General features: G+C 62.3%; 23 protein-coding genes, 1 tRNA gene and 1 riboswitch. Of the genes, 9 read left to right on the top strand and 15 right to left on the bottom strand.

Annotated features, from left to right (window positions below):
• Positions 1–34: 34 nt before the first annotated feature.
• From AB8A27_RS26215 to AB8A27_RS26235, 5 genes are all read right to left on the bottom strand, one after another.
• Positions 35–829, bottom strand: a complete 795-nt coding sequence (locus tag AB8A27_RS26215) for a phosphatase PAP2 family protein (RefSeq protein ID WP_441244399.1) — start codon at positions 827–829, stop codon at positions 35–37.
• 45 nt (positions 830–874) lie between these two features.
• Positions 875–1,351, bottom strand: a complete 477-nt coding sequence (locus tag AB8A27_RS26220) for a hypothetical protein (RefSeq protein ID WP_441244400.1) — start codon at positions 1,349–1,351, stop codon at positions 875–877.
• 2 nt (positions 1,352–1,353) lie between these two features.
• Complete coding sequence (gene rlmN, locus AB8A27_RS26225; RefSeq protein WP_441245033.1) at positions 1,354–2,532, bottom strand: 23S rRNA (adenine(2503)-C(2))-methyltransferase RlmN; 1,179 nt, start codon at positions 2,530–2,532, stop codon at positions 1,354–1,356.
• A gap of 204 nt (positions 2,533–2,736) precedes the next feature.
• Positions 2,737–3,336, bottom strand: coding sequence for an invasion associated locus B family protein (locus tag AB8A27_RS26230; protein ID WP_441245034.1), 600 nt, complete (start codon positions 3,334–3,336; stop codon positions 2,737–2,739).
• A 247-nt stretch (positions 3,337–3,583) separates the two neighbouring features.
• Positions 3,584–4,423: an SDR family oxidoreductase gene (locus tag AB8A27_RS26235; RefSeq protein WP_441244401.1), complete on the bottom strand. Its 840-nt coding sequence runs from the start codon at positions 4,421–4,423 to the stop codon at positions 3,584–3,586.
• Between the two features lie 119 nt (positions 4,424–4,542).
• On the opposite strand from AB8A27_RS26235, the gene AB8A27_RS26240 reads away from it, so the two are divergent.
• Positions 4,543–5,517, top strand: a complete 975-nt coding sequence (locus AB8A27_RS26240; RefSeq protein WP_441244402.1) for an NADPH:quinone oxidoreductase family protein — start codon at positions 4,543–4,545, stop codon at positions 5,515–5,517.
• A 20-nt stretch (positions 5,518–5,537) separates the two neighbouring features.
• On the opposite strand, the gene AB8A27_RS26245 is transcribed toward AB8A27_RS26240, so the two are convergent.
• Together AB8A27_RS26245 and AB8A27_RS26250 are read right to left on the bottom strand one after the other, a co-directional pair.
• Positions 5,538–5,936, bottom strand: a complete 399-nt coding sequence (locus AB8A27_RS26245) for a YkvA family protein (protein WP_441244403.1) — start codon at positions 5,934–5,936, stop codon at positions 5,538–5,540.
• A gap of 83 nt (positions 5,937–6,019) precedes the next feature.
• Positions 6,020–6,343, bottom strand: a complete 324-nt coding sequence (locus tag AB8A27_RS26250; RefSeq protein ID WP_441244404.1) for a 4a-hydroxytetrahydrobiopterin dehydratase — start codon at positions 6,341–6,343, stop codon at positions 6,020–6,022.
• A gap of 200 nt (positions 6,344–6,543) precedes the next feature.
• On the opposite strand from AB8A27_RS26250, the gene AB8A27_RS26255 reads away from it, so the two are divergent.
• The gene (locus AB8A27_RS26255) at positions 6,544–7,962 is read left to right on the top strand and encodes a TAXI family TRAP transporter solute-binding subunit (protein ID WP_441244405.1); all 1,419 of its coding nucleotides are present in this window, start codon (positions 6,544–6,546) and stop codon (positions 7,960–7,962) included.
• Here the strand turns inward: AB8A27_RS26255 and AB8A27_RS26260 are convergent.
• Together AB8A27_RS26260 and AB8A27_RS26265 are read right to left on the bottom strand one after the other, a co-directional pair.
• Positions 7,959–9,407 carry a PepSY domain-containing protein gene (locus AB8A27_RS26260; protein WP_441244406.1) on the bottom strand — a complete coding sequence of 483 codons (1,449 nt, stop codon included), beginning with the start codon at positions 9,405–9,407 and terminating at the stop codon, positions 7,959–7,961. The genes AB8A27_RS26255 and AB8A27_RS26260 overlap by 4 nt on opposite strands.
• A 2-nt stretch (positions 9,408–9,409) precedes the next feature.
• Entirely contained in the window at positions 9,410–11,677 is a 2,268-nt protein-coding gene (locus tag AB8A27_RS26265) for a TonB-dependent receptor (RefSeq protein ID WP_441244407.1), read from the bottom strand.
• A 106-nt stretch (positions 11,678–11,783) separates the two neighbouring features.
• A riboswitch (cobalamin riboswitch) is annotated at positions 11,784–11,975 on the bottom strand.
• A gap of 146 nt (positions 11,976–12,121) precedes the next feature.
• Between AB8A27_RS26265 and AB8A27_RS26270 the strand changes: the two genes are divergently transcribed.
• Together AB8A27_RS26270 and typA are read left to right on the top strand one after the other, a co-directional pair.
• A complete protein-coding gene (locus tag AB8A27_RS26270; protein WP_441244408.1) occupies positions 12,122–13,672 on the top strand; it encodes an alkaline phosphatase D family protein in 1,551 nt (516 codons plus the stop codon).
• A gap of 243 nt (positions 13,673–13,915) precedes the next feature.
• Positions 13,916–15,739 (top strand): translational GTPase TypA, encoded by a 1,824-nt coding sequence (gene typA / locus AB8A27_RS26275; RefSeq protein WP_441244409.1) that lies wholly within the window; start codon positions 13,916–13,918, stop codon positions 15,737–15,739.
• A gap of 218 nt (positions 15,740–15,957) precedes the next feature.
• On the opposite strand, the gene maiA is transcribed toward typA, so the two are convergent.
• The gene (gene maiA, locus AB8A27_RS26280) at positions 15,958–16,623 is read right to left on the bottom strand and encodes a maleylacetoacetate isomerase (protein ID WP_441244410.1); all 666 of its coding nucleotides are present in this window, start codon (positions 16,621–16,623) and stop codon (positions 15,958–15,960) included.
• Positions 16,624–16,716: 93 nt separating this feature from the next.
• On the opposite strand from maiA, the gene AB8A27_RS26285 reads away from it, so the two are divergent.
• Positions 16,717–17,970, top strand: a complete 1,254-nt coding sequence (locus tag AB8A27_RS26285; RefSeq protein ID WP_441244411.1) for a flavin monoamine oxidase family protein — start codon at positions 16,717–16,719, stop codon at positions 17,968–17,970.
• A 9-nt stretch (positions 17,971–17,979) separates the two neighbouring features.
• Here AB8A27_RS26285 and AB8A27_RS26290 read toward each other — a convergent pair whose 3' ends face one another.
• Both AB8A27_RS26290 and AB8A27_RS26295 read right to left on the bottom strand, forming a co-directional pair.
• Positions 17,980–18,390, bottom strand: coding sequence for a thiol-disulfide oxidoreductase DCC family protein (locus AB8A27_RS26290; protein WP_441244412.1), 411 nt, complete (start codon positions 18,388–18,390; stop codon positions 17,980–17,982).
• 33 nt (positions 18,391–18,423) lie between these two features.
• A complete protein-coding gene (locus AB8A27_RS26295) occupies positions 18,424–19,317 on the bottom strand; it encodes an alpha/beta hydrolase family protein (protein WP_441244413.1) in 894 nt (297 codons plus the stop codon).
• Positions 19,318–19,597: 280 nt separating this feature from the next.
• Between AB8A27_RS26295 and AB8A27_RS26300 the strand changes: the two genes are divergently transcribed.
• The 3 genes from AB8A27_RS26300 to AB8A27_RS26310 all read left to right on the top strand — a co-directional run bounded on the left by AB8A27_RS26300 (position 19,598) and on the right by AB8A27_RS26310 (position 22,263).
• Positions 19,598–20,107 (top strand): GNAT family N-acetyltransferase, encoded by a 510-nt coding sequence (locus tag AB8A27_RS26300; protein WP_068737851.1) that lies wholly within the window; start codon positions 19,598–19,600, stop codon positions 20,105–20,107.
• A gap of 103 nt (positions 20,108–20,210) precedes the next feature.
• Entirely contained in the window at positions 20,211–20,750 is a 540-nt protein-coding gene (ppa, locus tag AB8A27_RS26305) for an inorganic diphosphatase (protein WP_092140582.1), read from the top strand.
• Between the two features lie 31 nt (positions 20,751–20,781).
• Positions 20,782–22,263, top strand: coding sequence for a M20 family peptidase (locus AB8A27_RS26310; RefSeq protein WP_441244414.1), 1,482 nt, complete (start codon positions 20,782–20,784; stop codon positions 22,261–22,263).
• On the opposite strand, the gene folD is transcribed toward AB8A27_RS26310, so the two are convergent.
• Genes folD through AB8A27_RS26325 form a run of 3 tightly spaced genes read right to left on the bottom strand, consistent with a single transcriptional unit; the run spans position 22,260 to position 23,794 of the window.
• Positions 22,260–23,144, bottom strand: coding sequence for a bifunctional methylenetetrahydrofolate dehydrogenase/methenyltetrahydrofolate cyclohydrolase FolD (gene folD, locus AB8A27_RS26315; protein WP_441244415.1), 885 nt, complete (start codon positions 23,142–23,144; stop codon positions 22,260–22,262). The genes AB8A27_RS26310 and folD overlap by 4 nt on opposite strands.
• Positions 23,141–23,488 (bottom strand): DUF167 domain-containing protein, encoded by a 348-nt coding sequence (locus tag AB8A27_RS26320; RefSeq protein WP_441244416.1) that lies wholly within the window; start codon positions 23,486–23,488, stop codon positions 23,141–23,143. The genes folD and AB8A27_RS26320 overlap by 4 nt, the downstream gene beginning before the upstream one ends.
• 15 nt (positions 23,489–23,503) lie before the next feature.
• A complete protein-coding gene (locus tag AB8A27_RS26325) occupies positions 23,504–23,794 on the bottom strand; it encodes a YggT family protein (protein ID WP_068737841.1) in 291 nt (96 codons plus the stop codon).
• Positions 23,795–23,989: 195 nt separating this feature from the next.
• On the opposite strand from AB8A27_RS26325, the gene AB8A27_RS26330 reads away from it, so the two are divergent.
• A tRNA-Ala gene (locus AB8A27_RS26330) sits at positions 23,990–24,065 on the top strand.
• The last annotated feature ends 37 nt before the right edge of the window (positions 24,066–24,102 follow it).

Genomic DNA, 24,102 nt, shown 5'->3' on the forward strand with positions numbered 1-24,102 from the left:
CGCGCTATCAAACGACCCGTGAACGGGCACCCGTTTAATGGCGGTTGACGGAGATCGCGGCCGGCACGGGACCGATGTCGCGACCGCGCAATTTCTGCCGCCAGCGATAGCCCGGCCAGGCGAAGCGCGTCAACGCGGCATCGATCTCCTCGTCGGTCTTCCGGGTCGAGGGCCAGCGGTAAATCCATCCGTGAATCAACCAGATGACCAGGAATGAGACGAGGCCGGCGATGGTCACGTCGGTAAAGAAATGGCCGCCAAAGGCCATTCGCCAGCCAGAGGTGGCGAGGCCGAACACCGTTGCCGCCGCGTAGGCATAGGGCCGCACCGCCGGCGGCGCGAGCGCGGCCGGAGCATAGGTCCAGAACGCCGTGGCACCCTCGCCCGAGAAGAACGAGCAATTGCGCCCGCATTCCCCCCGCGGATCCCACCAGGCCTTGAACTGCCAGGGACCGTTGAATTCCGTCACCGTTACTGGCCGCGGCCGGCCCCAGAAGGTCTTGAAGGTGAAATTGGTGAGAATGCCCGCCGACATCAGCATGGTGAGGATCAGGAAGGCCATGGTGCGGCCCTTCACCAGCAACGGCCGGTTCGGCCAGATCAGCTTCACGATCAGCGCGAGGATCGAGGGCGCGACGAAAGCCCAGGCGATCCACATGGCCGCGTCGCGGGCCAATTGCGCATAGGGCAGCGAGGTGGTGGGAAAACGTCTGGTTTCGGGGTCGTAGAACAGTGCCGCGAGCTTGAGGTCGAGTTCGGGCCAGACTCCGAAGACGATAGCAATGACAGCAAACAGCGCGAGTGCGATGAGGAGTCCGGTCCGGTTCATGGCGGGCGGTTTAACCGAGGCGGGGGGTGAAGGAAAGTTAAAGCGCTACGGCTGGGCTGTGGCATCCGACTGCGGTGGCGCGCGCCGTGGCTGCCGCCAGGCGCCGGCATTGCGGCCGGCGATCACCCAGTAGATCAGCCCGGCAATGATGCCTGCACCGGTCATGACCTCAAGATGGCGGCGGACGATGCCATCGAATGTCATGGTGGCGGGGTCGTAGGGGATCAGGCCGAGATAGCAGGCGAGGCCGACCACGGCGCCGCCGAGCGCATAGACGATGACGCTGCGGATATAGAAGGCCTCGGTAATGAGGACGACGAGTATCGCTGGAATCAGCGCGAAGCCGCTGATGAAGATGAAGCCGAAGCCCAGCAGGATGTTGATCGTATTTGGATCGATGACGCCAGTGTCGAGCGCGCTGAGTTCCGGAAACAGGATCGAGAACACCACGATCGCGCCGCCGACGAGACAGGCTGCGCAGAAGCCGAGAAAGATGACGAACAGGCGGCCGATCAGCGCCATTGTCAGTCTGTCATCGCCATCGCGCGCAAGGCCTGACGTTCACGCGCCGACAGTTTCTCGGTTTCCGACTTCAACTGGCCGCAGGCGGCGAGAATGTCGCGGCCGCGCGGCGTGCGCACCGGCGAGGAATAACCGGCATTGAAGATGTATTCGGAGAACTTCTCGATCTGGTCCCAATCCGAACATTCGTAGCGCGTGCCGGGCCACGGATTGAACGGGATCAGGTTGATCTTGGCGTGGATGCCCTTGAGCATCTTCACCAGCAGCTTGGCATCGTCCAGCGAGTCGTTGACGCCCTTCAGCATCACATATTCGAACGTGATACGCCGCGCATTGGAGGCGCCGGGATAGTCGCGGCAGGCCTGCATCAATTCAGCCAGCGGATATTTCTTGTTCAGCGGCACCAGCTCGTTGCGCAGTTCGTCGCGCACCGCATGCAGTGAGATTGCCAGCATGACACCGATCTCGTCGCCGGTGCGCGAGATGTTCGGCACCACGCCAGAGGTCGACAGCGTAATGCGCCGGCGCGAGATGCCGATGCCTTCATTGTCGGAGACGATCAGCAGCGCGTCGCGCACTGCATCGAAATTGTAGAGTGGCTCGCCCATGCCCATCATCACGATATTGGTGACGCGGCGGTTGCCGTCCGGGGTCTCGCGGTCGGCCCAGTCGTTCAGGCGGTCGCGGGCGACCATGATCTGGCCGACGATCTCGCCGGCCGTCAGGTTCCGCACCAGCCGCTGGGTACCGGTGTGGCAGAACGAGCAGTTCAGGGTGCAGCCGACTTGGGACGAGACGCAGAGCGTGCCGCGGTCGGTCTCGGGGATATAGACGCACTCGACCTCATGGGCCTTCTCGCCGGCGGTCCCCGAGGGCAGCCGCAGCAGCCATTTGCGGGTGCCGTCATTGGAGATCTGCTCGACGATCACCTCGGGCCGCGCCACCGTGAAGTGCTTTTCGAGATCTGCGCGCATGTCTTTGGAAATGCTGGACATTTCAGCGAAGGTCTGAACGCCTCGCACATACATCCAGTGCCAGATCTGCTGCGTCCGCATCTTGCGCTGGGCCGGCGCCACGCCGATGGAACCGAGCTTTTCGGCGATTTCCGCGCGCGACAGGCCGATCAGGGACGGCTTGGCCAGCGGCACATAGGTCTCGGTGGCGATCTTCTCCAGCGGCATCTCGCCCGCGGGCAATGCGCGGGAAGCGTCGATGGCGGAACCGGCCTCGGTTGCAACGGGGGTCATGGCGTTCGATCTATGATGTCGCGGGAAATCTGGCCTCTACCGGGCCGACCTCAAATAGGCTTTTCGCGCTCGAATGAAAAGGCACGAAATGCGGCAATATTAACGGCGACAAGGATTTAGCGGGTATTCTGGCGGCAATTACCGCCGGCAATCCTGCGCCAGCTTGTCCAGCGCCTGGGCCAGGCCCTTCAGCGAAAACGTATCGGTGGTCTCGGTGCCCTTGGCGGAGACGCCCTTTACAGTCACGTCTGCGGCCTTGCGCAGGGCTTCCACCATGCGTTCTTCCTCAGCGGCATTCTTGATCCAGAGCCCGTCGCCCTGCGTGTACATCGCATAGCGCGCGCCGCCGACTTCCAGCGTGGACTCGGAGCCCGGCTTCAACTGATAGCCGATCATGATCGAGACTTCGTTGGTCACCTTTTCGGCCGGGCGGGTCGAGATGAAGGCATAAGCGGGATCGCGCGGGCGGTTCGCCGGATTGGTCTTCGACGACGCCGGCTTCGCCAGAGCGAAGCAGACCTTCTTGCCGTTCGGTGTTGCAGTGTAGGCGCCCCAGGAGCCGAACTGTCCGACCAATGTGGGCTCGGCGCCACCCGCTGCAGCAGGCGCCGCGGCTGCGGGCTTTGCCGGTGTGGGCGCCGCCTTCGGTGCGGCGGCCTTGCCCTTCGATGCAGGAGTCTGCGCCTGCGCAAGATCGGCAGCACCGATCGTTGCGATGCCGACCATCGCTACACTCATCGACACAACTGTCAGGAATCGCCGCACGGACATCAAGTCTCGATCCTCTATCATTGTGACTGGAAGATGGCTCGCAACAAGACGGCTTTACCAGGACGATCTGGAATCGCTGACGTCACGATGTCTGCCATATCCGCAAATCGCATTCTTGAAAAGGCAGACGTGACTTCCGCAAGGATAGCAATCCTTGCCTTGCTGCGCGCTGACGGCACAGGCGTCGTCCTCAGTTTTTTGTCCAACCTTCGGCTCAGGTCTTTGTGCGCGCTGCGCGCTGTGCTGCCCACTGCGCATCGCTCCACTGCAGCAGATCCTCTGCGCCAGATGCGCGCAGGTGTGCGCCGCCGTCCTGCACCACCATCTCGCCATTGATGTAGCCGGCCTGATCGGAAATCAGGAAGCTGGCGAGATTGGCGAGCTCGCTGTGTTCGCCGACGCGGCCGAGCGGATTTTGCGCCGCAGGTCCGCCGTCGCGTCCCTCGGGCCGCAATTGCCCGGCCGCACCTGTGGTGGGAAACGGGCCGGGCGCGATGGCGACCGTGCGGATGCCCCTGGGTCCCCACTCCACCGCGAGCGACTTCGTCATGGCAAGGAGTCCGGATTTGGCCATCGCCGATGGCACCGTGAAAGCGCGGCCGGTGATCGTGGATGTCGAGAGGATGCTCAGCACGACGCCCTTGTGGTGTCCTGCGATCCAGCGCCGTCCGGCTTCAAGCGTGCAATACATCGCGCCGTGCAGGGTCGGCGCGAGGATCGCGTCCGCGGCGCGGGCGGAGAGATGTTCGCTCTGCGCGATGAAGGTGGCCGCGGCATTGTTGACGAGGACATCGAGCGGTCCGGCGCGCCAGATCGTTTCCATCATCGTCTCAACGGCCGATGCGTCACGAATGTCGCATGGGGCAACGCTGACCTTGCCGCCGAAATCGGTACGCAGTTGCGCTGCAGTTTGTTCAAGCAATTCAAGTCTGCGACCGCAGAGGACGAGTTCTGCGCCTAGTTCCGCGAAACGGCGACTCATGGACGCACCGAGGCCGGAGCCGCCGCCGGTGACCAGAATGCGCTTGTTGGCGAGCAGCGTTGTCTCGAACATGGGACGGTTCCTCATTTGGCCGCGGGGCGGAATTACCTTTTCTCGAATCAGATTGTAGCGCGCCGTCAAATCCGGCATGACTCCCTTCAACTGTCTCAAGCCGAAGGTCAGATGATCAGATGAAAGCCATTCTCTGCTCGCAGTTCTGCGAACCCGACGATCTCGTTTTCGCCGATATCGATGATCCAGTCGCGGGCGACGGTCAGGTCGTCATCGCCATCAAGGCCGCGGCGCTGAATTTTTTCGACATCCTGATGATTCAGGGCAAGTACCAGGTCAAACCGCCGTTCCCGTTCTCGCCGGCTGCGGAAGTCGCTGGTGTGATCGAGAGCATCGGCAGCGGTGTCACCGGCCTCAAGGTTGGTGACCGTGTGGTCGCATCCGTGGGCCACAATGGCGCCCGTGAAAAGATCGCGGTGCCTGCGGCCTCGGCGGTGAAGATTCCCGACAATCTCGATTTCGATCGCGCCGCCGGTGTGATCATCACTTACGGCACCGCGCTGCATGCGCTGGAAGATCGCGCCAGCCCGAAGCCCGGCGAGACGCTGGCCGTGCTCGGCGCCGCCGGTGGCACGGGCCTTGCCGCCTGCGAACTCGGCAAGCTGCTTGGTCTCAAGGTCATCGCCTGCGCATCGTCGGACGAGAAGCTGGAATTCGCCAGGAAGCACGGCGCGGATATCGGCCTGAACTATGCGACAGAGGATTTGAAGGAAGGCCTGAAGAAGCTGACCGATGGCAAGGGCGTCGACATCATCTTCGATCCCGTCGGCGGCAAGTTTGCGGAAGCTGCACTGCGCGCCATTGCCTGGGAAGGGCGCTTCCTGGTGATCGGCTTCGCCGCCGGTGACATTCCGAAAATGCCGCTCAATCTCGCGCTGCTGAAGGGCTGCGACATTCGCGGCGTGTTCTGGGGCGCATGGGTGCGACAAAACCCCGAGAAGAACCGTGCCAATCTGGAAAAGCTGGTGAAGTGGGCGGCCGAAGGGAAGATCTCATCCCACGTGGATCGCACATTCCCGCTGGCCAAGACCGCAGATGCCCTCAAGGTGCTCGCCGGCCGTCAGGCCATGGGCAAGGTAATCCTGCATCCATAAGCGACCGAGGCGGACGTGGATTACGCGTTCGTCTCGCTGTCCTTCGAGTCACTATCTTTCAATCCACGCGCGATGGCCGCTCTGGCGGCCTCGCGGTGGTCCGGCGTGATGTGGCTCGCCACGAGGCGTAAGGCGGTGGCCAGCACCGCTGCGTCATCCGTGAATCCCAGAACGGGCAGCACGTCCGGCACGAAATCGAACGGCAGCACGAAATAGGCGATGGCGCCGAGCAGCGCCGCCTGCACATGGCGCGGTGTCTGCCGGTCGAAGGCGCAATAATAAGCCGCCAGCAAGTCTTCGGCGAACGGCAGCTTGGCGGCCAGTCGCTTGAACTTGCGCCAGAACTGCTTGCGTACGCTTTCGCGGTCCTTTGCCAGCTCATCGGCTGGCTCGAAGCCCACGCTGTGGTCGGTTGCCATCGGCAAATATCCTCGCGGCCCCAGATTGGAGCCTGCCGGTTAAATGGTGACCCGGCCTGATCGTCGCAACATTCAGCAATGCATCAGGAATGGCCGAGTTGCCCGGCGATGGTATTCATGGCCTTCGCCAGATCGACATCGCGTTTGGTGACGCCGTCGGCGTCATGGGTGGACAGAACTACCTCCACCGTCTTGTAAACATTGCGCCATTCCGGATGGTGGTCGCTCTTCTCGGCGACCAGGGCGACCCGCGCCATGAAGCCGAAGGCCTCGTTGAAATCCTTGAACGTGAAGGTCCGGGCGATGGCATCGCGCCCGGAAACCTCACTCCAGCCCGAGAGCTCCTTCAGCGCCGCCTTGCGGGTCTCGGCCGAGAGTCGTTCCACCATGCCAACCTCCTGCTTCACTTGAACTTTACCCTAACGCCCGGTGACACAATTGGGATCCATGCCACAATAAGGCAGTAAATGCCGCGCATGCAGGAAAGTAACCAAGCCCGCCGGTAACCATGCTGCCGCTGGAACGGCGCATCGACCCGAAACCTTGCTACATTGTCGCTCGAACCCATTTGGCGCAGATGAATTTGAAGCGATTGTTTTCTAGATCCATGGCAGACGGTCCCGATGTTGTCGGACCGGTGGGGCCGCCATCGCCGCGGTCCATCCGGCGGAAGATGACGCTGATCACGCTGGCGGGGACGCTGGCGATCGTCGCGGCCGTGGCCGGCGCTTACTACTTCGCCATGAAGCCGGTACCGCTGCGGATCGCCGTCGGTCCGCCGAACAGCGATGACGTCAAGGTGGTGCAGGCGCTGGTGCAGTCGTTCTCGCGCGATCACTATACGGTCCGGCTGCGACCGATCTTCACCGAAGGCGCTACCGCCAGCGCGAAGGCATTGGCCGACGGCAAGGCCGATCTCGCGATCATCCGCGGGGATCTGGAAGTGCCGAAGAATGCGCGCGCGGTTGCCACGCTGCGCAAGAACGTCGCCGTGATCTGGGTGCCGCCGGCGGTCAAAGGCAAGAAGTCCGGGCCGAAGATCACCAAATTCTCGCAGCTCGCCGGACGCCGTGTCGGTGTGATCGGCAAGACGCAGGCCAACGTCAACCTGCTCAACATCATCCTGCGGCAATACGGCGTCGATCCCGCCAAGGTCACCATCGTGCAGTTCTCGACCACCGAAGTGGCCGAGGCGGTGAAGGATCAGAAGGTCGATGCGTTCATTGCGGCCGGCCCGGTGAACAGCAAGATCACCAATGATGCGATCCAGGCCTCGAGCCGCGATGGCACGCCGACTTTCCTCGCGATCGATTCGGCCGAAGCCATCGCGCAGAATTTCCCGATGTATGAAGCATCGGAAATTCCTGCAGGCGCATTCGGCGGCGCGCCCGCGCGGCCGGATGATGACGTCAAGACCATCAGCTTCTCGCATCACATCGTGGCGCGGCAGAGCCTGTCGGATGTGACCATCGCTGCCTTCACGCGGCAGCTGTTTGCGATCCGCCAGCAGATCATCAACGACTTCCCGCTGGCGGCAAAGATCGAGACGCCCGATACTGACAAGGATGCGGTTGTTCCCGTGCATCCCGGCGCGGCCGCCTATGTGGATGGCGAAGAGAAGACCTTCCTCGATCGCTACAGCGATTACATCTGGTGGAGCCTGATGGGGCTCTCGGCGATGGGCTCGATCGGCGCCTGGTTCGCGAGCTATCTGAAGAAGGATGAGCGCAACGTGAATGTGTCGGAGCGCGATCGCCTGCTCGACATGATTGCCGCCGCGCGCAAGAGCGAGTCCCTCGAAGAGCTCGATACGATGCAGGCGGAGGCCGACGATATTCTGCGTCATACCCTGAATTGCTACGAGCACGGCGCCATCGAGGAAGGTACGTTGACAGCCTTCAACATTGCGCTCGAGCAATTCCACAATGCCGTCGCCGATCGCAAGGCACTGATCGGGATGGTCCCGCCGGAGCCGATGAATCCGCCGGAGCAATTGCGCCAGCCGCCGCGGCCGCTCGCGGTCTAGCGCTTGAGATAGCGCCAGCCGATCACGACGCCGCTCACCGAGACGATGGTGCCGAGGATCGATAGCAACCACACTACGATGTCCCATGCCGGGCGATACACCAGCAGCAATTGAAAATCGAAACTGTGAAGCGCGTTGAACATCCAGCGATAGGTGCGCCGGCTTGAGTCGATGCGCCCGAGAATCTCGCCGGTGACCGGGCTGATGTGAAACCAGGTTTGCGCATCGTCATCGAATTTGGCGCGCAGCACCGGCAATTCGCGGTCATTGTGGTGTGCGTACCAATAAGCGTCGTATTCTCCGATAGTTAGCCTGCTTTCGAGGCGTGAACCCGGCAGCAGCGTCGTTGCAGCTTTCCAGAGATTTTCTTGCGGCAATCTTGCGATTTCGCCACTTGCCGCATCGATTACGGTCCGCGTGCCGTCATGCGACGCCAGGATCACCAGCGGCATGCCGTCCAGCCACACGAAGCGTGCCTCGGCCGCGCGTTTGTCCGCCAATGCGCGAATAGCCGTGGCGATAGTCGGCGCGTCGTGGCCCGTATAGCGCTGCAATACCTCGCGTGGCGTATTGCGGTTGGCAAAATATTCGCCGGGATTGACCGACAGCCAGCCCGAGAACATCCAGGTCAGGACGAACAGGCCGGCGATCAGGCCGGTGACGTGATGCCACGCCATCCAGCCGCGATATGGCGTGATGTTGCCGCTCGCATAACGGCGCTTGATGCGCACGCGCAAAATGCCGATCCAGATTCCCGTGATGCCGACGACGAGACATGTACCGGAGGTCCACAGGATCACCTGTCGCCAGAGCGGCTGGTCCTTGCGCAGCACGGTTGGATAGATCCAGTGGGGGATCGAGCCCAGCCAGTTCCAGACACGTTCAGTGCGATTGGTATCGAGTGCGATTTCGCCGGAGCGCGAGGAGATGTAGAGCTTTGTCCCGGCATCGTCGCCGAGATGGACCAGATAGAACGGACGCAGCGGATCGTAGCGGGCGACGACGCTCCATTGATCGCGATCGACGATCTCTTCGAGCTGTGGTGATTGGCTTGCGGGATGATGCCTTGCGACAGCAAGCGCCTGCTGTTCGGTGACGTCAGTGATGGCACGGCCATCGATGGCAGAGATCGTTTGTCGTTTGCCGTCCCAATCAGCCAACCGATAGACCGGCTCACCGGCGATCATGTTCAATCGCAGTTCGCGCGGATAGTGCGTGGCGCCGGCTTTCTTCATCGCATCGTCGGGCGAGAGGGTAACTTTCTCCCATACGATGTGGGGCAGTGCTGCCAGCCGCTCCTTGTCGGAGAGGCCGGGAAACGCGACATACATCATCACCACGCCGGAGATGAACCACATCGCGAAGAAGAGACATGTGACGATGCCGACCCAGCGGTGGCCGATATACAGCCACCGCCGGAGAGTGCGTGTCAGCTTACGTGACAAGCTCAGAACCTCACGTTGACGGCAAGCTGGGCCGTGCGCGGCATGCCGAGCATCCATTGATTGTCGGTATAGCTCGACGTCGCATAGATCTTGTCGAACAGGTTCCAGACCCGCAACGATACCGTGGTGTTGACGTCGGGCTTCCACTGCAGGCCGGCATTGACCAGCGTGTAGCTCGGCATTTCCAGCGTGTTGGCACTATCGGCGAATGTTTTTCCGACGATCTGTACGCCGGCATTGGCCGACCAGTTCGCCGCGAAAGCCCAGGTTGCCCAGATATTGGAGACGTTCTGCGGAACGCTGACAGGGACATTGCCCGCAAAGTTCGCGCCGCTGGGCTGCAGGAATTCATCATACTTCGCGCGCAAGAATGCGGTGTTGGCATCGATGCGCCAGCCGTGATCGAGCGCGAGGCCGATCGACGCCTCGATACCGTGCGACGACTGCTGACCGACCTGCACCACCAAGTTGAGATCGTTCGGGTCGCGCGCCAGCAGATTGTTCTTCACGATCTGATAGCCTGCGAGCGTCCACTCGCCGCGGCCGCCCCAGAAGGATTGCTTGACGCCAATCTCTGCCTGCTTGCCGGTTGCCAGATCGAACTTTGCATTGGCATTGCTCGCCGAGATCAGGCCGCCGACTGTATCCGCTGCAGTAGAATACTGGCCGTAGAAAGCAAGGTTCTGGATCGGCGTATAGACCGCGCCGACGCGCCAGGAGGTCGCCGAATAATCCCGCGTGTAGCTGTTGGCGGGATTGCGGAAGTCGGTGCGCGAGACGGTCGGCTGATCCTGGCGGACGCCTGCGATCAGCGACAGTTGTTCGGTCACCGCCAAGCGGTTCTCGGCGAAGAACGCATACTGATTGGCGGTGGCGTTGTAGCCCGGTCGCGTCGCATCCGGGCTGTCGAAGATGCCGGGGTTGAAATTATACGGGTCCACCGACGAGAAGCCGCCATAGGGCGAGTTGTTGGTGTGCTTGAAGTCGATGCGATTGACATCGAAGCCTGCCACGAAAGTGTTGACCATGCCGAGCAGATGGCCCTCGAAGGTGGCATCCATGCGGTCGCCGACCTGCTGCTGCGTATGGAAGATCTCGAAATAGTCGCTGCGATCGATCTGGCCGGTGCCGGCATTGTAGCCGTAGGTCTCGACTTCCTTCCAGTGCCGCTTCGCATACATGTAGTAGAGCGTGTTGCGCAGGGTGATGCCGTCTGCGACCTGCCACTCGGTCTTCACCTGGTTCCAGCTGTCCTGATAGCGGATTTGGCTGTCGCTGACATTGTAGTTCTTGAAACGGATCGCCTCATTCAGCTGGCTATTGATCAGCGGCGTGCCGAAATAGCGTGACGGATGTCGGTCGCCATAGTCGGTCGAGATCGTCCAGGTGACGTCCTCGGTCTGCTTGATCTGCGCGGCGGCGTGCAGTGCGATGTTCGAGGTGTTGTCGCGATCGACCCAGCCATCGGACATGTTGCCGGTAACAGCGATGCGATAGGCAACGTCCTTGCTGACGGGCCCGCCGCTGTCGACCGCAATGCGGCGCGTCATGTTGCTGTCGAGCGAGATTTCGGCCTGATTACGCGGTACCCAGAGCGGCAGTTTTGAAATCACGTTGATGGCGCCACCGACGGCGCCTTCGCCATACATCACAGACGCCGGGCCGCGCAGCACTTCGATCTTCTCGGCGGTCCAGGTATCGAACGGGAAGTTCACAGTGCCGGCGCCGATGTAGAGGCGCGTGCCGTCATAGAGCGACATCACCGAACCGCTGCCGGCGAAGCCGCGGGTCGAGAAGGCAACGCCGCCATTGCCGGGGTCGCCGATGGCGGTGAAGCCGGTGGCGTTCTGCGTCACGGCATCGAGTACGTTCTGCTGGCCGCGTTCGGCCATGGTCTCGGCGGAGATCACCTCGACGCTGGCCGGCGTCTGCAAGCGCGTGAGGCCGAGACGGCTGCCGGTGGATGTGGTGCCCGTGAGGTTGAGCGTCGGCGCCGCAAAGACAGGGCCTGTCGGCGTGGCAGCCGGCGCGCCGGTATTGGCGGCGACATTGCGCTGCTGCCGCGAGCGCGCAGCGCGTGATGCGTTGCCTGATGTGGCGCGGCGTGCGCGCTGAGGCGTCGCCGACGGTTGAACGACAACAGGATCGAGCGTCTGGCTTCGCGGCGCAGCCTGCGACCAGCTTTCAGCAGGCCAGAACAGGCAAGTAAGAGCGACGGAGGAAAGAAGAGCTTTGAATTGCTTCGATGCGATGGGAGAAGCGGAGGTCATCTACGGGACTCGCGGTTACGTGGCACGTCACCGCAAACCAAGTCGTCCTGCCGCTTTCAAACAGGCAGTGTGACTTCCACCAGGACACCCCGCCCAATGTGCTCGCGTGTGACCACGACTGGCGGCAGGTCTCCTGGCTCGCGGGTCGGTGCCTGTCGCCGCCTTCCCAGGTGAACACCCAGTGGCTCTTGGCGCAGGCTCGCCGCTTACAGTTGCGGGGGCAGCCGCGGAATCGGGGGATCCCCCTCACCGCATTCCCTTTTGATCCCCGAAGGGAACCGTCACGTTCACGTTAAGGTGAAATTTCCAAATGTGTCAATCAAGCTGCCAATCATTCGCAGCTTGCCTTGGCGGGTGTTGATATTGCGCATCACCTGTCATCGCAGCGTCAAGCGAACTGCCTAGAGCCACTGGTGCCAGAGCCAGCAGGATCAGGAGTTCGCCATGGCATTCCTCTCTCGCCGTCGTTTCATGACTTACGCCGCAGCGAGCGGTGCGAGCTTTCTGGCGATGCCCTATCTCAGTCGCGCTGCCGATCGTCCTGCCGTCTCGCATGGCGTGCAGTCCGGCGATGTCGGGATCAACAGCGGCATGATCTGGTCGCGTGCCGATCGGCCGGCGCAGATGATGGTCGAAGTCGCGACCACGGACTCTTTCAGGAATGCGCGCGCATTGCCGCCGCTCACCGCGCTGTCTGAAACCGATTTCACCGCAAAACTGCTGCTCGACAATCTGCCTGCGGGACAGGACATCTTCTACCGCGTCAAATTCCGCGATCTGTCGCACCCCGAAATCGTCGGCGAACCGGTCATCGGCCGCTTTCGCACCGCGCCGGCGGATCGCCGCGATGTGTCCTTTGTCTGGGGCGGCGATGTCGCAGGCCAGGGCTGGGGCATCAATGCCGACGATGGCGGCATGGTCACCTATGCCACCATGCGCAAGCATAATCCGGATTTCCTGATCCATTCCGGCGACACGATTTACGCCGATGGCCCGATCCTGCCCGAAGTCAAATTGCCCGATGGCACGATCTGGAAGAACACCATCACGGTGCCGGAGAAAGCGAAGGTCGCCGAGACGCTCGATGAATTCCGCGCGGCGCACAAATACAATCTGCTGGACGACAATGTTCGCGTCTTCAATGCGCAGGTGCCGATTTTCGGCCAGTGGGACGATCACGAGGTCACCAACAACTGGTCGCTCTCGAAGCAGTTGCCGTCGTCTTACAAGGAGCGCGACATCACGCTGCTGGCGGCGCGCGGCGCCCGTGCCTTTCACGAGATGTATCCGATCTCGGTCAATCCCGCCGAACCCGGCCGCGTCTATCGCACGCTGAATTACGGCCCTCATCTCGAGGTCTTCATGCTGGACGAGCGCAGCTATCGCGGTCCCAACGGCCCGAACCTGCAGGAGACCTATGGTCCGGAGGCGTATTTCATCGGGCCGGAGCAGATGGCCTGGCTAAAGCGCGCCTTGATGGCGTCGAAGGCCACCTGGAAAGTCATCGCCTCCGACATGCCGATCGGCCTCGTCGTCTACGACAATGCCGCCGACAGGACGGGCTCGGAGGCGATCGCGCAGGGCGACGGTCCGGTGCGCGGTCGCGAGCTGGAAATCGCCGATATCCTGCGCTTCATCAAATCGGCCGGCATTCGCAACACGGTCTGGCTGACCGCCGACGTGCATTACACGGCGGCGCATTACTACAACCCGGACAAGGCGCAGTTTCAGGATTTCGAGCCGTTTTGGGAGTTTGTCTCCGGGCCGTTCCACGCCGGAACCTTCGGGCCGGCGGCGCTGGACAATACCTTTGGTCCGGAGGTCCGTTTCGTGAAGGCGCCGGGGCCTGACAAGCAGAATTTACCCCCGTCTGCGGGTATGCAGTTCTTCGGCCACGTCAAAATCGACGGCCAAAGCGGGCAAATGACCGTCACCCTGCGGGATCGGGCCGATACGGCCCTTTGGGCCACCGTTCTGGACCCGAAATTGGGCTAACCATTTGGCAGATTCGCATTGTTTTTCGGCGATTTCCCCCTATATTGCGCCGCAACGCGTCCGAGTACCCGGCCCCTTCTGGCCGGGTTTGCTTTTGGAGGGATTGCCCCAGCGCGTTTTCAGACGAGGCAGTTATCGAACGCGCTCGAGCGCAAGGCCCAACTCTAATTGATCTGGCCTTTGTCGAGCATGTCTTGTTGAACCCGCATCAGGGCACCCAGACCGTAAAACAGAAGAAGACCTATGAAACTTCGCAACATTGCTATCATCGCTCACGTTGACCACGGCAAAACCACCCTCGTGGACAAGTTGCTGCAGCAGTCCGGCACCTATCGCGACAATCAGCGCGTGCAGGAACGCGCGATGGATTCGAACGATCTCGAAAAAGAACGTGGCATCACCATTCTTGCCAAGTGTACCTCGGTGCTGTGGGAAGACACCCAGATCAACATCGTCGACACCCCAGGCCACGCCGACTTCGGCGGTGAAGTCGAACGCATCCTGTCGATGGTCGACGGCGTTATCGTGCTCGTCGACGCCGCTGAAGGCCCGATGCCGCAGACCAAGTTCGTGGTCGGCAAGGCACTCAAGCTCGGCCTTCGCCCGATCGTCGCGATCAACAAGGTCGACCGTCAGGACGCCCGCATCGACGAAGTCGTCAACGAAGTGTTCGACCTGTTCGCAGCACTCGATGCCACCGACGAGCAGCTCGACTTCCCGATCCTCTACGGATCAGGCCGCAACGGCTGGATGGCCAACAGCCCTGATGCCTCGCACGATGTTGGCATGAAGCCGCTGTTCGAGCTGGTGCTCAAGCATGTGCCGCCGCCGGTCGTCGAAGAAGGTCCGTTCCGCCTGCTCGGCACCATTCTCGAAGCCAACAACTTCCTTGGCCGCATCATCACCGGCCGTATCGCGTCGGGTTCGGTGAAGCCGAACCAGACCGTCAAGGTTTTGTCGCGTGACGGCAAGACCGTCGAAACCGGCCGTATCTCCAAGATCCTCGCCTTCCGTGGTCTCGAGCGCCAGCCGGTGGACTTCGCGGAAGCCGGCGACATCGTCGCCATCGCGGGCCTGAGCAAGGGCACCGTCGCCGACACGTTCTGCGATCCCACGGTCGATACGCCGATTCAGGCGCAGGCGATCGATCCGCCGACCGTGTCGATGTCCTTCATCGTCAACAACTCGCCGCTCGCCGGTACCGAAGGCGACAAGGTCACCAGCCGCCTGATCCGCGACCGCCTGCTGCGCGAAGCCGAAGGCAATGTCGCGCTCAAGGTTGTCGAATCCGCCGACAAAGACGCGATGGAAGTCTCGGGCCGCGGCGAATTGCAGCTCGCGATCCTGATCGAGAACATGCGCCGCGAAGGTTTTGAGCTGTCGGTGTCGCGTCCTCGCGTGGTTCTCACCAAGGACGAGAACGGCAATACGCTTGAGCCGATCGAGGAAGTCGTCATCGACGTCGATGATGAGTTCTCGGGCGTCGTCGTTCAGAAGATGAGCGAGCGCAAGGCCGAAATGATGGAAATGCGTCCGTCGGGCGGCAATCGCCTGCGTCTCGTGTTCCACGCGCCGACCCGCGGCCTGATCGGCTATCAGGGCGAACTGATGACCGATACCAAGGGCACGGCGATCATGAACCGCCTGTTCCACGATTACCTGCCCTATAAGGGCGAGATCGCCGGCCGCCGCAATGGCGTGCTGATCTCGAACGACCAGGGCGAAGCGGTGGCTTACGCCATGTTCAAGCTGGAAGATCGCGGCCCGATGATGATCGAGCCGGGCTGGAAGGTCTATCGCGGCATGATCATCGGCGAGCATACCCGCGAGAACGATCTCGAACTCAACGTTCTCAAGGGCAAGCAGCTGACCAATATCCGCACCACCTCGAAGGACGAAGCGGTGCGCCTGACCCCGCCCATCCGCATGACGCTGGAAAAGGCGCTTGCTTACATCGAGAGCGACGAGCTGGTTGAGATCACCCCGAAGTCGATCCGCCTGCGCAAGAAGCACCTCGATCCGAACGACCGCAAGCGCGCGGAAAAGAGCAAAGAAGCCGTGGCGTAAGCTGCTGCAACGTTCTTTCACTGTTACGAAATGCCCGGCGAGAGCCGGGCATTTTTGTTTTGGTACATCACTCTCCGTTCGTCGTCCCCGCGAAGGCGGGGACCCATAACCACGGTCGGCACAATAGAAACGGCAGGGTCACTTCGATAGCGCTTCAACCATCTCTACAGCGTATATGGATCCCCGCCTTCGCGGGGATGACATGTGGAGAGTGGGGGTTACCCCTTCGGCGCGCCGACCTGCTTCAACGGATCCGCCTTCGCAAACGCCTCCATCGCCTCGCAGGCGGCGACGATGCGGTCGATGGTCGGGATGCCTGCAATCTCGATCTTCAGGACCTTCATGGTCGCAGTGATGCTGAGCAGGCAGATGTCGGCGATCGTCACCTCGTCGCCATGACAGAAGCGGCCGGTGGCGGGTTCGCTGGCGAGGCGCTTTTCCACAGCGGCGAGGCCTGTGGTGAACCAGTGCACCAGCCAGGCGCGGACCGCGGCATCGTCGAAGCCGGCAGTGATGGCCAGATATTTGCGCACCCGTGGCGTGATGAGCGGATGGGTGTCGGCAGCCACCATCGCGGCGATCGAACGCACCCGGGCGCGGCCATGCGGATCGGCCGGCAGCAGCGGCGGGGTCGGATGGGTCTCGTCGAGAAATTCCAGGATCGCCAGCGACTGTGTCAGCGGCAGGTGGCCGGGCTCGATCAGGGCCGGAATCGCGCCGAGCGGGTTGATCTTGAGGAACGCGTCGCCGCGCTGCTCACCCTTGTCGAGGTCGATCACGCGCTCGTGTGCCGCCAATCCCTTCAGGTTGAGCGCGACGCGGACGCGATAGGTCGCGGATGTCCGCCAGAAACCGTAAAGTTCGAAATCGGGTGGGGCTGTCATGCATTTTCTCCGGGGAGTAGCGGTGGCTTGAATAATTCAAGCAAGCCTTTATCCCGTTGTCACCCGTTTCCCATCCGCTGTGAATACGACGCGATGACCAGACTGCCTTCCGAGATAGACGTCGCCATCATCGGCGCCGGTGCGGCCGGCCTCGGCGCCGCGCGTGCGCTGGAAGGCTCGGGGCTCTCCGTGATCGTGCTGGAAGCGCGCGACCGGATCGGCGGCCGCGCGCATACGATCATGGCAGCGCCCGGCATTCCGTTCGATCTCGGCTGCGAATGGCTGCACTCCGCCGACAAAAACGATTTTGTCGCCATCGCGAAAGATCTCGGCTTTGCCATCGACAAGACGCGCCCGCCATGGCGCGATCACGCCTATGACGCGGCCTTCTCGAAAGAGAAGCGTGATGAATTCTTCGCCGCGATCGATGCCTTTTACGATCGCGCCGAGGAAGCCGCCGAAAATCCCGTCGATGCGCCTGCTGCGACCTGCCTTGAGCCGGGCAATCCGTGGAATCCGATGATCGATGCGGTCTCTACCTATATCAACGGTTTCGAGCTCAAGGATGTCTCGCTGCACGACATGGATGCCTATGAGGACACCGAGATCAACTGGCGCGTGCCCGATGGCTACGGCGCGTTGATCGCGGCCTATGGCGCGCCGTGTCCGGTGGCGCTGAATACCGAAGTCACCGTGATCGATCACTCTGGTGCACGCATCCGCATCGAAACATCACGCGGCACGCTCAGCGCGGCGAAAGTCATCGTCTGCGTACCGACCAATCTCATCGCCAATGAAAATATCCGCTTCGCATCACCCTTGCCCGGCAAGGTCGAGGCCGCCGCGGGCCTGCCGCTCGGCGCCGACAACAAGGTGATGCTGGCGCTCGCCGATGCCGACAAGTGGCCGTCCGATATCGGGTTGCGCGGCGCGGCCCTGCGCGCTGGCGTCGGCAGCTTCCACCTGCGTCCCTCCGGCCGTCCGTGTATCGCCGGCTTCTTCGGCGGCAGTTTCGCGCGCGAACTGGAAGATGCCGGCAATGGCGCGCTCGCCGCACAGAGCATCGACGAGATCGTGGCGCTGCTCGGCTCCGATATCCGCAGCCAGCTTACGCCGCTCGCGGAATCCCGCTGGTGTCACGACCGCTTTGCGCAAGGCGCTTACTCGGCGGCGAAACCCGGCCATGCCGATGCGCGCGCCGCTCTCGCGGCGCCGGTCGATGGCAGGCTGTTCTTCGCCGGCGAGGCGACATCGCCGAATTTCTTCTCAACGGCGCATGGGGCGAGGGAAAGCGGGGAGCGGGCGGCGAAGGAAGTCACAGCCGCGAGTAAGCGCGCGAAAGCCTAGCGGAGTGCGCTACTCTATCACCCTTGCCCGCATCCCAGCATCCGGGACGATACACGCCTCCGTCTTTCCGAAGATGCGATAGCGGTTCGTCGCGATCAGATTGTAAACGGGATTGCGCAGTGCTCTTGGCACGGCGGACAGCACGCGCACCCATTGCCAGCCGGGCAGGTTCGACAACACCGTCAGCGCTGCGTCGGATTTGAGGTAAGCCACGCCGCCATGGATCACCGCATTAGTGTCGGGATCGGCGGGGTCGATGCCGAAATGGCGGGCTAGGCGGCTGCCATAGTCGGACTGGATCGGGGTGAAGCGAAAGCGATGATTGGTGTCGCACTTGGCCACGAACTGGATCCAACGCGAGCAGAAGACGCAGACGCCGTCATAGAGAATGACGTCGTCATCGGGCCAGGGCTCTGTCACTGCGGTGTCCATCCAGTTGCGCAAGCTTGCGCGTCATCGCGCTGTCGCCGGGCCGGTCATAACGGCCTTGAGTGCCTTGTCCAGCGCGGCGCCATAGATGTCGTCACCGCCGTCGCTCTCCGCAAGCCAGTGCCCCTCACTCCGGAAGTCTTGCAATTCGCGGAAATCGACTTTGTCGCCGTCCTTGCGGAACGTATCGGCGAGCTGGCGTGACAAGTCCGGCGAAAAATAGCTGTCGTTGCGCGCGACGAGCCAGATCACAGGCACATGCGCCGTCTTGCCGAAGGCTGCGGCAGCGGCGATCAGGCGCTGCGGCGCGCAGACGTCGTGCGGCCTGTCATTGGCGTGGCCGCCGCGTCCGGGCGCAAAGGCGACGATCACTCTGACGCCTTTGGGGTTGGCGCCGGCCATGGCGAGCGCGCCCCAGCCGCCTGCGGAATGGCCGACGATGATCGCGCCGTCGCCGTGGATGAAAGGTTGCTTGCGCATCCCGTTCATTGCGAGCGCGATGCTCTCCGCCGTTGCGCGGCCGGCGCCGAGATAGTCGGCATTGTCGCAGCCATCCTGATCTTCCAGATAGCGTCCGCCGGTCAAGCCATGGCCGGGGCGCTCCGGCACCAGCACGGCGTAGCCACGCGCAACGAACCAGGAGGCCAGTGCGCGATATTCCGGTTGCGGCATCTGCGCGCGGCGCAGTGCGTTCTGTGTGGTGGCATGCGCGATAACAGCGAGAGGGAACGGGCCGTTGCCGGGCGGGCGAAACAGCACCGCGCGGGAACTGGTATTTGGATCGGGCGACGGCACAGACCAGAGCTGCCGGCGATGCGGTGTTTCTTCCGGGCCCTGCGCGCCTGATGTCTGGGCCGCGGCGGGTGCAGCGCTTCCGAGCAATGCAGCCAGCAGGCAAAGCGCTTGGACGTATTTCATGGGCGCTCAGGGACTTTCGTGCGGACGTAATGCCTGTCGCATTCTACACGCCGCGAATCACATCGGTGCTGTGATGCACGTTGAGACGCGTGTGCAACTGCGACATGACACGCGCGATACGTGCCACCAGTGGAAAACTCGGCGCTTGGCGCGCATGGGATGCAGCTCTGTCCTTTTTCGATACAACTGATTTGGTAAACTGATGCTGAAAATCCACACGTTAACCGATAATTAACGATGGACCTTGAAGAGCGCCCGCCGACTTGCTTTGATCCCCTCCATGAGCACAACCCTGATCGAGGTTCGGCCGGCCAAAGCTGCGGATGCAGCCGCGGTGGCGTCCACCCATGACGAAGCCTGGCGTGCGGCCTATCAGGGCCTCATCCCGGGCCCCGAACTGGAAAAACTGATCAATCGCCGTGGTCCCGGCTGGTGGGATTCGGCGATCCGCAAGGGCAGCCGCGTCAGCGTGTTGTGCTTCGGCGACAAGGTCGCCGGCTATGCCAATTACGGGCGCAATCGTGCCCGCAGCCTGCAGTTCGAAGGCGAGATCTACGAACTTTACCTGCGTCCGGAATTCCAGGGCCTTGGCTTCGGCCGCCGGCTGTTCGCCTCCGCCAAGCGCGACCTCGTGCAGAGCGGGCTGAAGAGCATGGTGATCTGGGCGCTGTCGGACAATGAGGGCGCCACCGAGTTCTACCGCGCTCTGGGGGGCCGCATGGTGGCCCGCTCCTCGGAGCGTTTCGGCGCAAAATCGCTCGATAAAGTGGCATTCGCCTGGACGAATTAAGCCATTAAGCCGGTTCATTATTTTCTGGTCTCGCAGGCGTTGAATCCGGGCTCCCGCTCGGCTACGCCTGTCGCAACCTTTTCAGTCAAATCCGGAGTGTTCGATGCGCCTTGACGCAATCCCGCTCGGCGCCAAGGCGCCGCATGAAGTGAACGTCGTGATCGAGGTCCAGGTGGGCGGCGAGCCCATCAAATACGAGATGGACAAGGAATCCGGCGCGCTGTTCGTCGATCGCTTCCTCTACACGCCGATGCGCTATCCAGGGAATTACGGCTTCATCCCGCACACTTTGTCCGGCGACGGCGATCCCTGCGACGTGCTGATCGCGAACACCCGCGCCATTGTGCCGGGTGCAGTGATGGCTTGCCGCCCTGTCGGCGTGCTTTTGATGGAAGACGAAGGCGGCCAGGACGAGAAGATCATCGCCGTGCCGACCTCAAAGCTCACCCAGCGTTACGACAAGGTGAAGAACTACAGCGATCTGCCCGAGATCACGCTGCAGCAGATCCAGCACTTCTTCGAACACTACAAGGATCTCGAGCCCGGCAAGTGGGTCAAGGTGGTGCGCTGGGGCGACGCCGCCGACGCACAGCGCCTGATCCAGGAAGGCATCGACCGCGCCAAAGCGGCCAAGACCAAGTAACAGAGATCGGCGTAGCAGAAGGGGACTTCCGATGCGCCGATGGATCAAACTGCTTCGAACGGCCGCGCTGATTGTCATCGCGGCCGTTCTGCTGCTTGCGGGCATCGTGCTCGTCAACACCTTCAGCCATGGATCGCGGCAGCTTCAGGTGACCGCAGCGGCGAAAGCGCCCGTCGATGAGCAGGCGGTGGCGCAGAGACTTGCGGAAGCAATTCGCTTCCAGACCATCTCCAATTTCCTCAATCCCGATCAGGCTGCCGAACCGCTGCGCGCCATGCAGGCGCATCTGGTGGCAAGCTTTCCGGCTTTCCATGATCAGGCGAAGCGCGAGATCGTCGGCAACTACAGCCTGCTCTACATATGGGAAGGCAGCGATCCCGGCTTGAAGCCGATTGCGCTGCTGGCGCATCAGGATGTCGTGCCCATTGCGCCGGGCACCGAGAAGGACTGGCAACAACCGCCGTTCAAGGGCGTCGTCGCGGATGGCTTCATCTGGGGCCGCGGGTCGTGGGACGACAAGGGCAATCTGTACGCGATCCTCGAAGCCGCCGAGGCGATGGCGAAGCAGGGTTATAAGCCGAAACGCACCATCTATTTCGCCTTCGGCCACGACGAGGAAGTATCCGGCACCCGCGGCGCAAAGGCGATTGCGGCACTCTTGAAATCGCGCGGTGTGAAGCTCGACTTTGTGCTCGATGAAGGTCTGCTGATCACCGAGGGGATTCTCAAGGGTCTCGACAAGCCAATGGCGCTGATTGGCGTGGCCGAGAAGGGCTATGCAACGCTGGTGCTGACCGCGCATGGTACGCCCGGTCATTCGTCGATGCCGCCGCGCGAGACGGCCATCGGCATGATGAGCGCGGCACTGGCGCAGCTCGAAAACAAGCGACTGCCGATGCAGATCCGCGGCACCGTCGGCGAGATGTTCGACACGATCGCGCCGGAGATGAGCGGCTTCAACCGCGTGGTACTGTCCAATCTGTGGCTGTTCAAGCCGCTGTTGCTGCGCGAATTCGAGAAGAGTGGCCCGACCGAGGCAACGGTGCGCACCACCACGGCGCTGACGATCTTCAAGGCCGGCGAGCAGGACAATGTGCTGCCGGGCAATGCCGAGGCCACGGTGAACTTCCGGCTATTGCCCGGCGATACCCAGGCCAGCGTCACCGAGCATGTGCGCAGCGCGGTCAGCAACGACAGGATTTCGATCGCACCATTCCCCGGCAATACCGATCCGCCCCCGGTGACCGGTACGGCGAGCCCGTCCTATCGCGCGCTCAACCAGACCATCCGCGAGATTTTCCCGGATGCGCTGGTGGCGCCGGGCCTGATGGTCGCGGCGACGGATTCGCGGCACTACACCGACGTCACCGACAATATCTTTCGCTTCTCGCCGGTGCGCGCGACATCGGAAGACCTCAAGCGTTTTCACGGCACCAATGAACGGCTGAGCGTCGCGAATTACGCCGACATGATCCGGTTCTATCAGCGGCTGATCGAGAACACGGCGAATTAAACTGCAGGCGCCGGCAGCTTGTGAATCGCACAGGCCGCGCGCAGCGTGTTCACCAGCAGGCAGGCGACTGTCATCTGACCGACGCCGCCGGGGACAGGGGTGATCGCGCCGGCGGTCTTCAGCGCTTCCTGATAGGCCACATCACCGACGAGGCGCGTCTTGCCTTCCGCGCCGGGCAGGCGATTGATGCCGACATCGATGACGGTGGCGCCAGGCTTGATCCAGTCGCCGCGCACCATTTCAGGGCGGCCGACGGCGGCATAGACGAGATCCGCCTGCGCGCAGAGCTTGGCAAGATCGCGCGACTTCGAATGCGCGATGGTCACGGTGGCGTTTTCATTGAGCAGCAGTTGCACCAGCGGCCGGCCGACCAGATTGGAACGGCCGATCACGATGGCATTCATGCCTTCGAGTGATTTGTGCACGCTCTTGGTCAGGATGATGCAGCCGAGCGGCGTGCAGGGCGACAAAGCGGGCATGCCGCTGGCAAGACGTCCGGCATTGGTCGGGTGCAGGCCATCGACGTCCTTGGCGGGATCGATGGCGTTGACGACAGCGTCGGTGTCGAACCCCTTCGGCAGCGGCAACTGCACGAGAATGCCATGGACGGTGGGGTCGGCGTTGAGCTTCTGCACCAGCGCGATCAGATCGGCCTGGGCCACATCGGCCGGCAGCTTGTGCTCGAAGGAGGCCATGCCGGCTTCCTGGGTCTGCTTGTGCTTGCTGCGGACATAGACTTCGCTGGCGGGATCGCTGCCGACCAGCACCACGGCGAGGCCTGGTGTCACGCCATGTTCGGCTTTGACGCGCGCGACTTCAGTTGCGACGCGGTCACGCAATTCGGCGGCAATGATCTTTCCATCGATGATGCTGGCGGTCATGTGTCGCTCCTGTCGTCTGTGTCGTCGGGCATTGCGGCAGTGATGCTGCGCAGCATCGCGCCCAGTTTCGTCGGGTCGCCATCGACCGCGATCTGTTTCACACGGGATGTGGTGCCGGACAGCACGCGCACATCGCGCTTGGGTACGCCGAGCCGCTTGGCAAGCAATTCGGTCACGGCGCGGTTGGCTTCGCCGCCCTCGGCGATCGCGCGAACCCGCACCTTCATCACCGGGCGGCCATTGGCCATGGTTTCAATCCCATCGATGTCGTCCCGGCCGCCGCGCGGCGTTACGCGAACGGCGATGCTGACACCGTCAGTCGCGAAGCGCCAGGGATCCGCCACGAACCCGGGGGCCGATCAGAAGACGCTGGGATAGATGTAGTAGGTGATCACCCGCTGCAGGAACATGATGATCAGGATCAGGATGATCGGCGAGATATCGAGGCCACCGAGGCTCGGCAGCATCCTGCGGATCGGCGCCAGCACGGGCTCGGTAATCCGGAACAGGAATTCGGCGATCGCGGAGACGAACTGGTTGCGGGTGTTGACAACGTTGAAAGCGATCAGCCAGGACAGGATCGCCGAGGCGATCAGCAGCCAGACATAGAGATCGAGAATGATCAGCACGATATCGAGAACGGCGCGCATGGCGGGGATGGCTCGCGGGTTAGGTCGCGGATTCGACTGTCCGCTAAATATCGGTTCAGCCCCCCTCAAACAAGGGAAGTTCCGGGCGAAAAGTGCCGGAAAACCGCGCTTTTGCGACGTTCTTGACTTGCCGTTAACGGGGATTGTAAATGGCGCCGATTGCTGACCGGATCGCATGCGCGACCGGTTCGTATCGGGGCCATAGCTCAGCTGGGAGAGCGCGTCGTTCGCAATGACGAGGTCGGCGGTTCGATCCCGCCTGGCTCCACCATCCTTCGCTTGCTTCGCAAGGTCTGGCTCGGCCAGCG

The sequence above is a fragment of the Tardiphaga sp. 768_D3_N2_1 genome (assembly GCF_052076105.1).
In the GTDB taxonomy this organism is placed as follows: Bacteria; Pseudomonadota; Alphaproteobacteria; order Rhizobiales; family Xanthobacteraceae; genus Tardiphaga.

Bases quoted from the DNA above. Each gene is read 5' to 3' on its own strand.
- AB8A27_RS26300 (WP_068737851.1), top strand. From the start codon at position 19,598: ATGAGCACAACCCTGATCGAGGTTCGGCCGGCCAAAGCTGCGGATGCA.
- AB8A27_RS26245 (WP_441244403.1), bottom strand. From the start codon at position 5,936: ATGGCAACCGACCACAGCGTGGGCTTCGAGCCAGCCGATGAGCTGGCA.
- ppa (WP_092140582.1), top strand. From the start codon at position 20,211: ATGCGCCTTGACGCAATCCCGCTCGGCGCCAAGGCGCCGCATGAAGTG.
- rlmN (WP_441245033.1), bottom strand. From the start codon at position 2,532: ATGCCGCTGGAGAAGATCGCCACCGAGACCTATGTGCCGCTGGCCAAG.
- maiA (WP_441244410.1), bottom strand. From the start codon at position 16,623: ATGACAGCCCCACCCGATTTCGAACTTTACGGTTTCTGGCGGACATCC.
- AB8A27_RS26310 (WP_441244414.1), top strand. From the start codon at position 20,782: ATGCGCCGATGGATCAAACTGCTTCGAACGGCCGCGCTGATTGTCATC.
- typA (WP_441244409.1), top strand. From the start codon at position 13,916: ATGAAACTTCGCAACATTGCTATCATCGCTCACGTTGACCACGGCAAA.
- AB8A27_RS26215 (WP_441244399.1), bottom strand. From the start codon at position 829: ATGAACCGGACCGGACTCCTCATCGCACTCGCGCTGTTTGCTGTCATT.
- AB8A27_RS26230 (WP_441245034.1), bottom strand. From the start codon at position 3,336: ATGAGTGTAGCGATGGTCGGCATCGCAACGATCGGTGCTGCCGATCTT.
- AB8A27_RS26235 (WP_441244401.1), bottom strand. From the start codon at position 4,423: ATGTTCGAGACAACGCTGCTCGCCAACAAGCGCATTCTGGTCACCGGC.
- AB8A27_RS26220 (WP_441244400.1), bottom strand. From the start codon at position 1,351: ATGGCGCTGATCGGCCGCCTGTTCGTCATCTTTCTCGGCTTCTGCGCA.
- folD (WP_441244415.1), bottom strand. From the start codon at position 23,144: ATGACCGCCAGCATCATCGATGGAAAGATCATTGCCGCCGAATTGCGT.
- AB8A27_RS26270 (WP_441244408.1), top strand. From the start codon at position 12,122: ATGGCATTCCTCTCTCGCCGTCGTTTCATGACTTACGCCGCAGCGAGC.
- AB8A27_RS26265 (WP_441244407.1), bottom strand. From the start codon at position 11,677: ATGACCTCCGCTTCTCCCATCGCATCGAAGCAATTCAAAGCTCTTCTT.
- AB8A27_RS26255 (WP_441244405.1), top strand. From the start codon at position 6,544: ATGGCAGACGGTCCCGATGTTGTCGGACCGGTGGGGCCGCCATCGCCG.
- AB8A27_RS26240 (WP_441244402.1), top strand. From the start codon at position 4,543: ATGAAAGCCATTCTCTGCTCGCAGTTCTGCGAACCCGACGATCTCGTT.
- AB8A27_RS26295 (WP_441244413.1), bottom strand. From the start codon at position 19,317: ATGAAATACGTCCAAGCGCTTTGCCTGCTGGCTGCATTGCTCGGAAGC.
- AB8A27_RS26325 (WP_068737841.1), bottom strand. From the start codon at position 23,794: ATGCGCGCCGTTCTCGATATCGTGCTGATCATTCTCGATCTCTATGTC.
- AB8A27_RS26285 (WP_441244411.1), top strand. From the start codon at position 16,717: ATGACCAGACTGCCTTCCGAGATAGACGTCGCCATCATCGGCGCCGGT.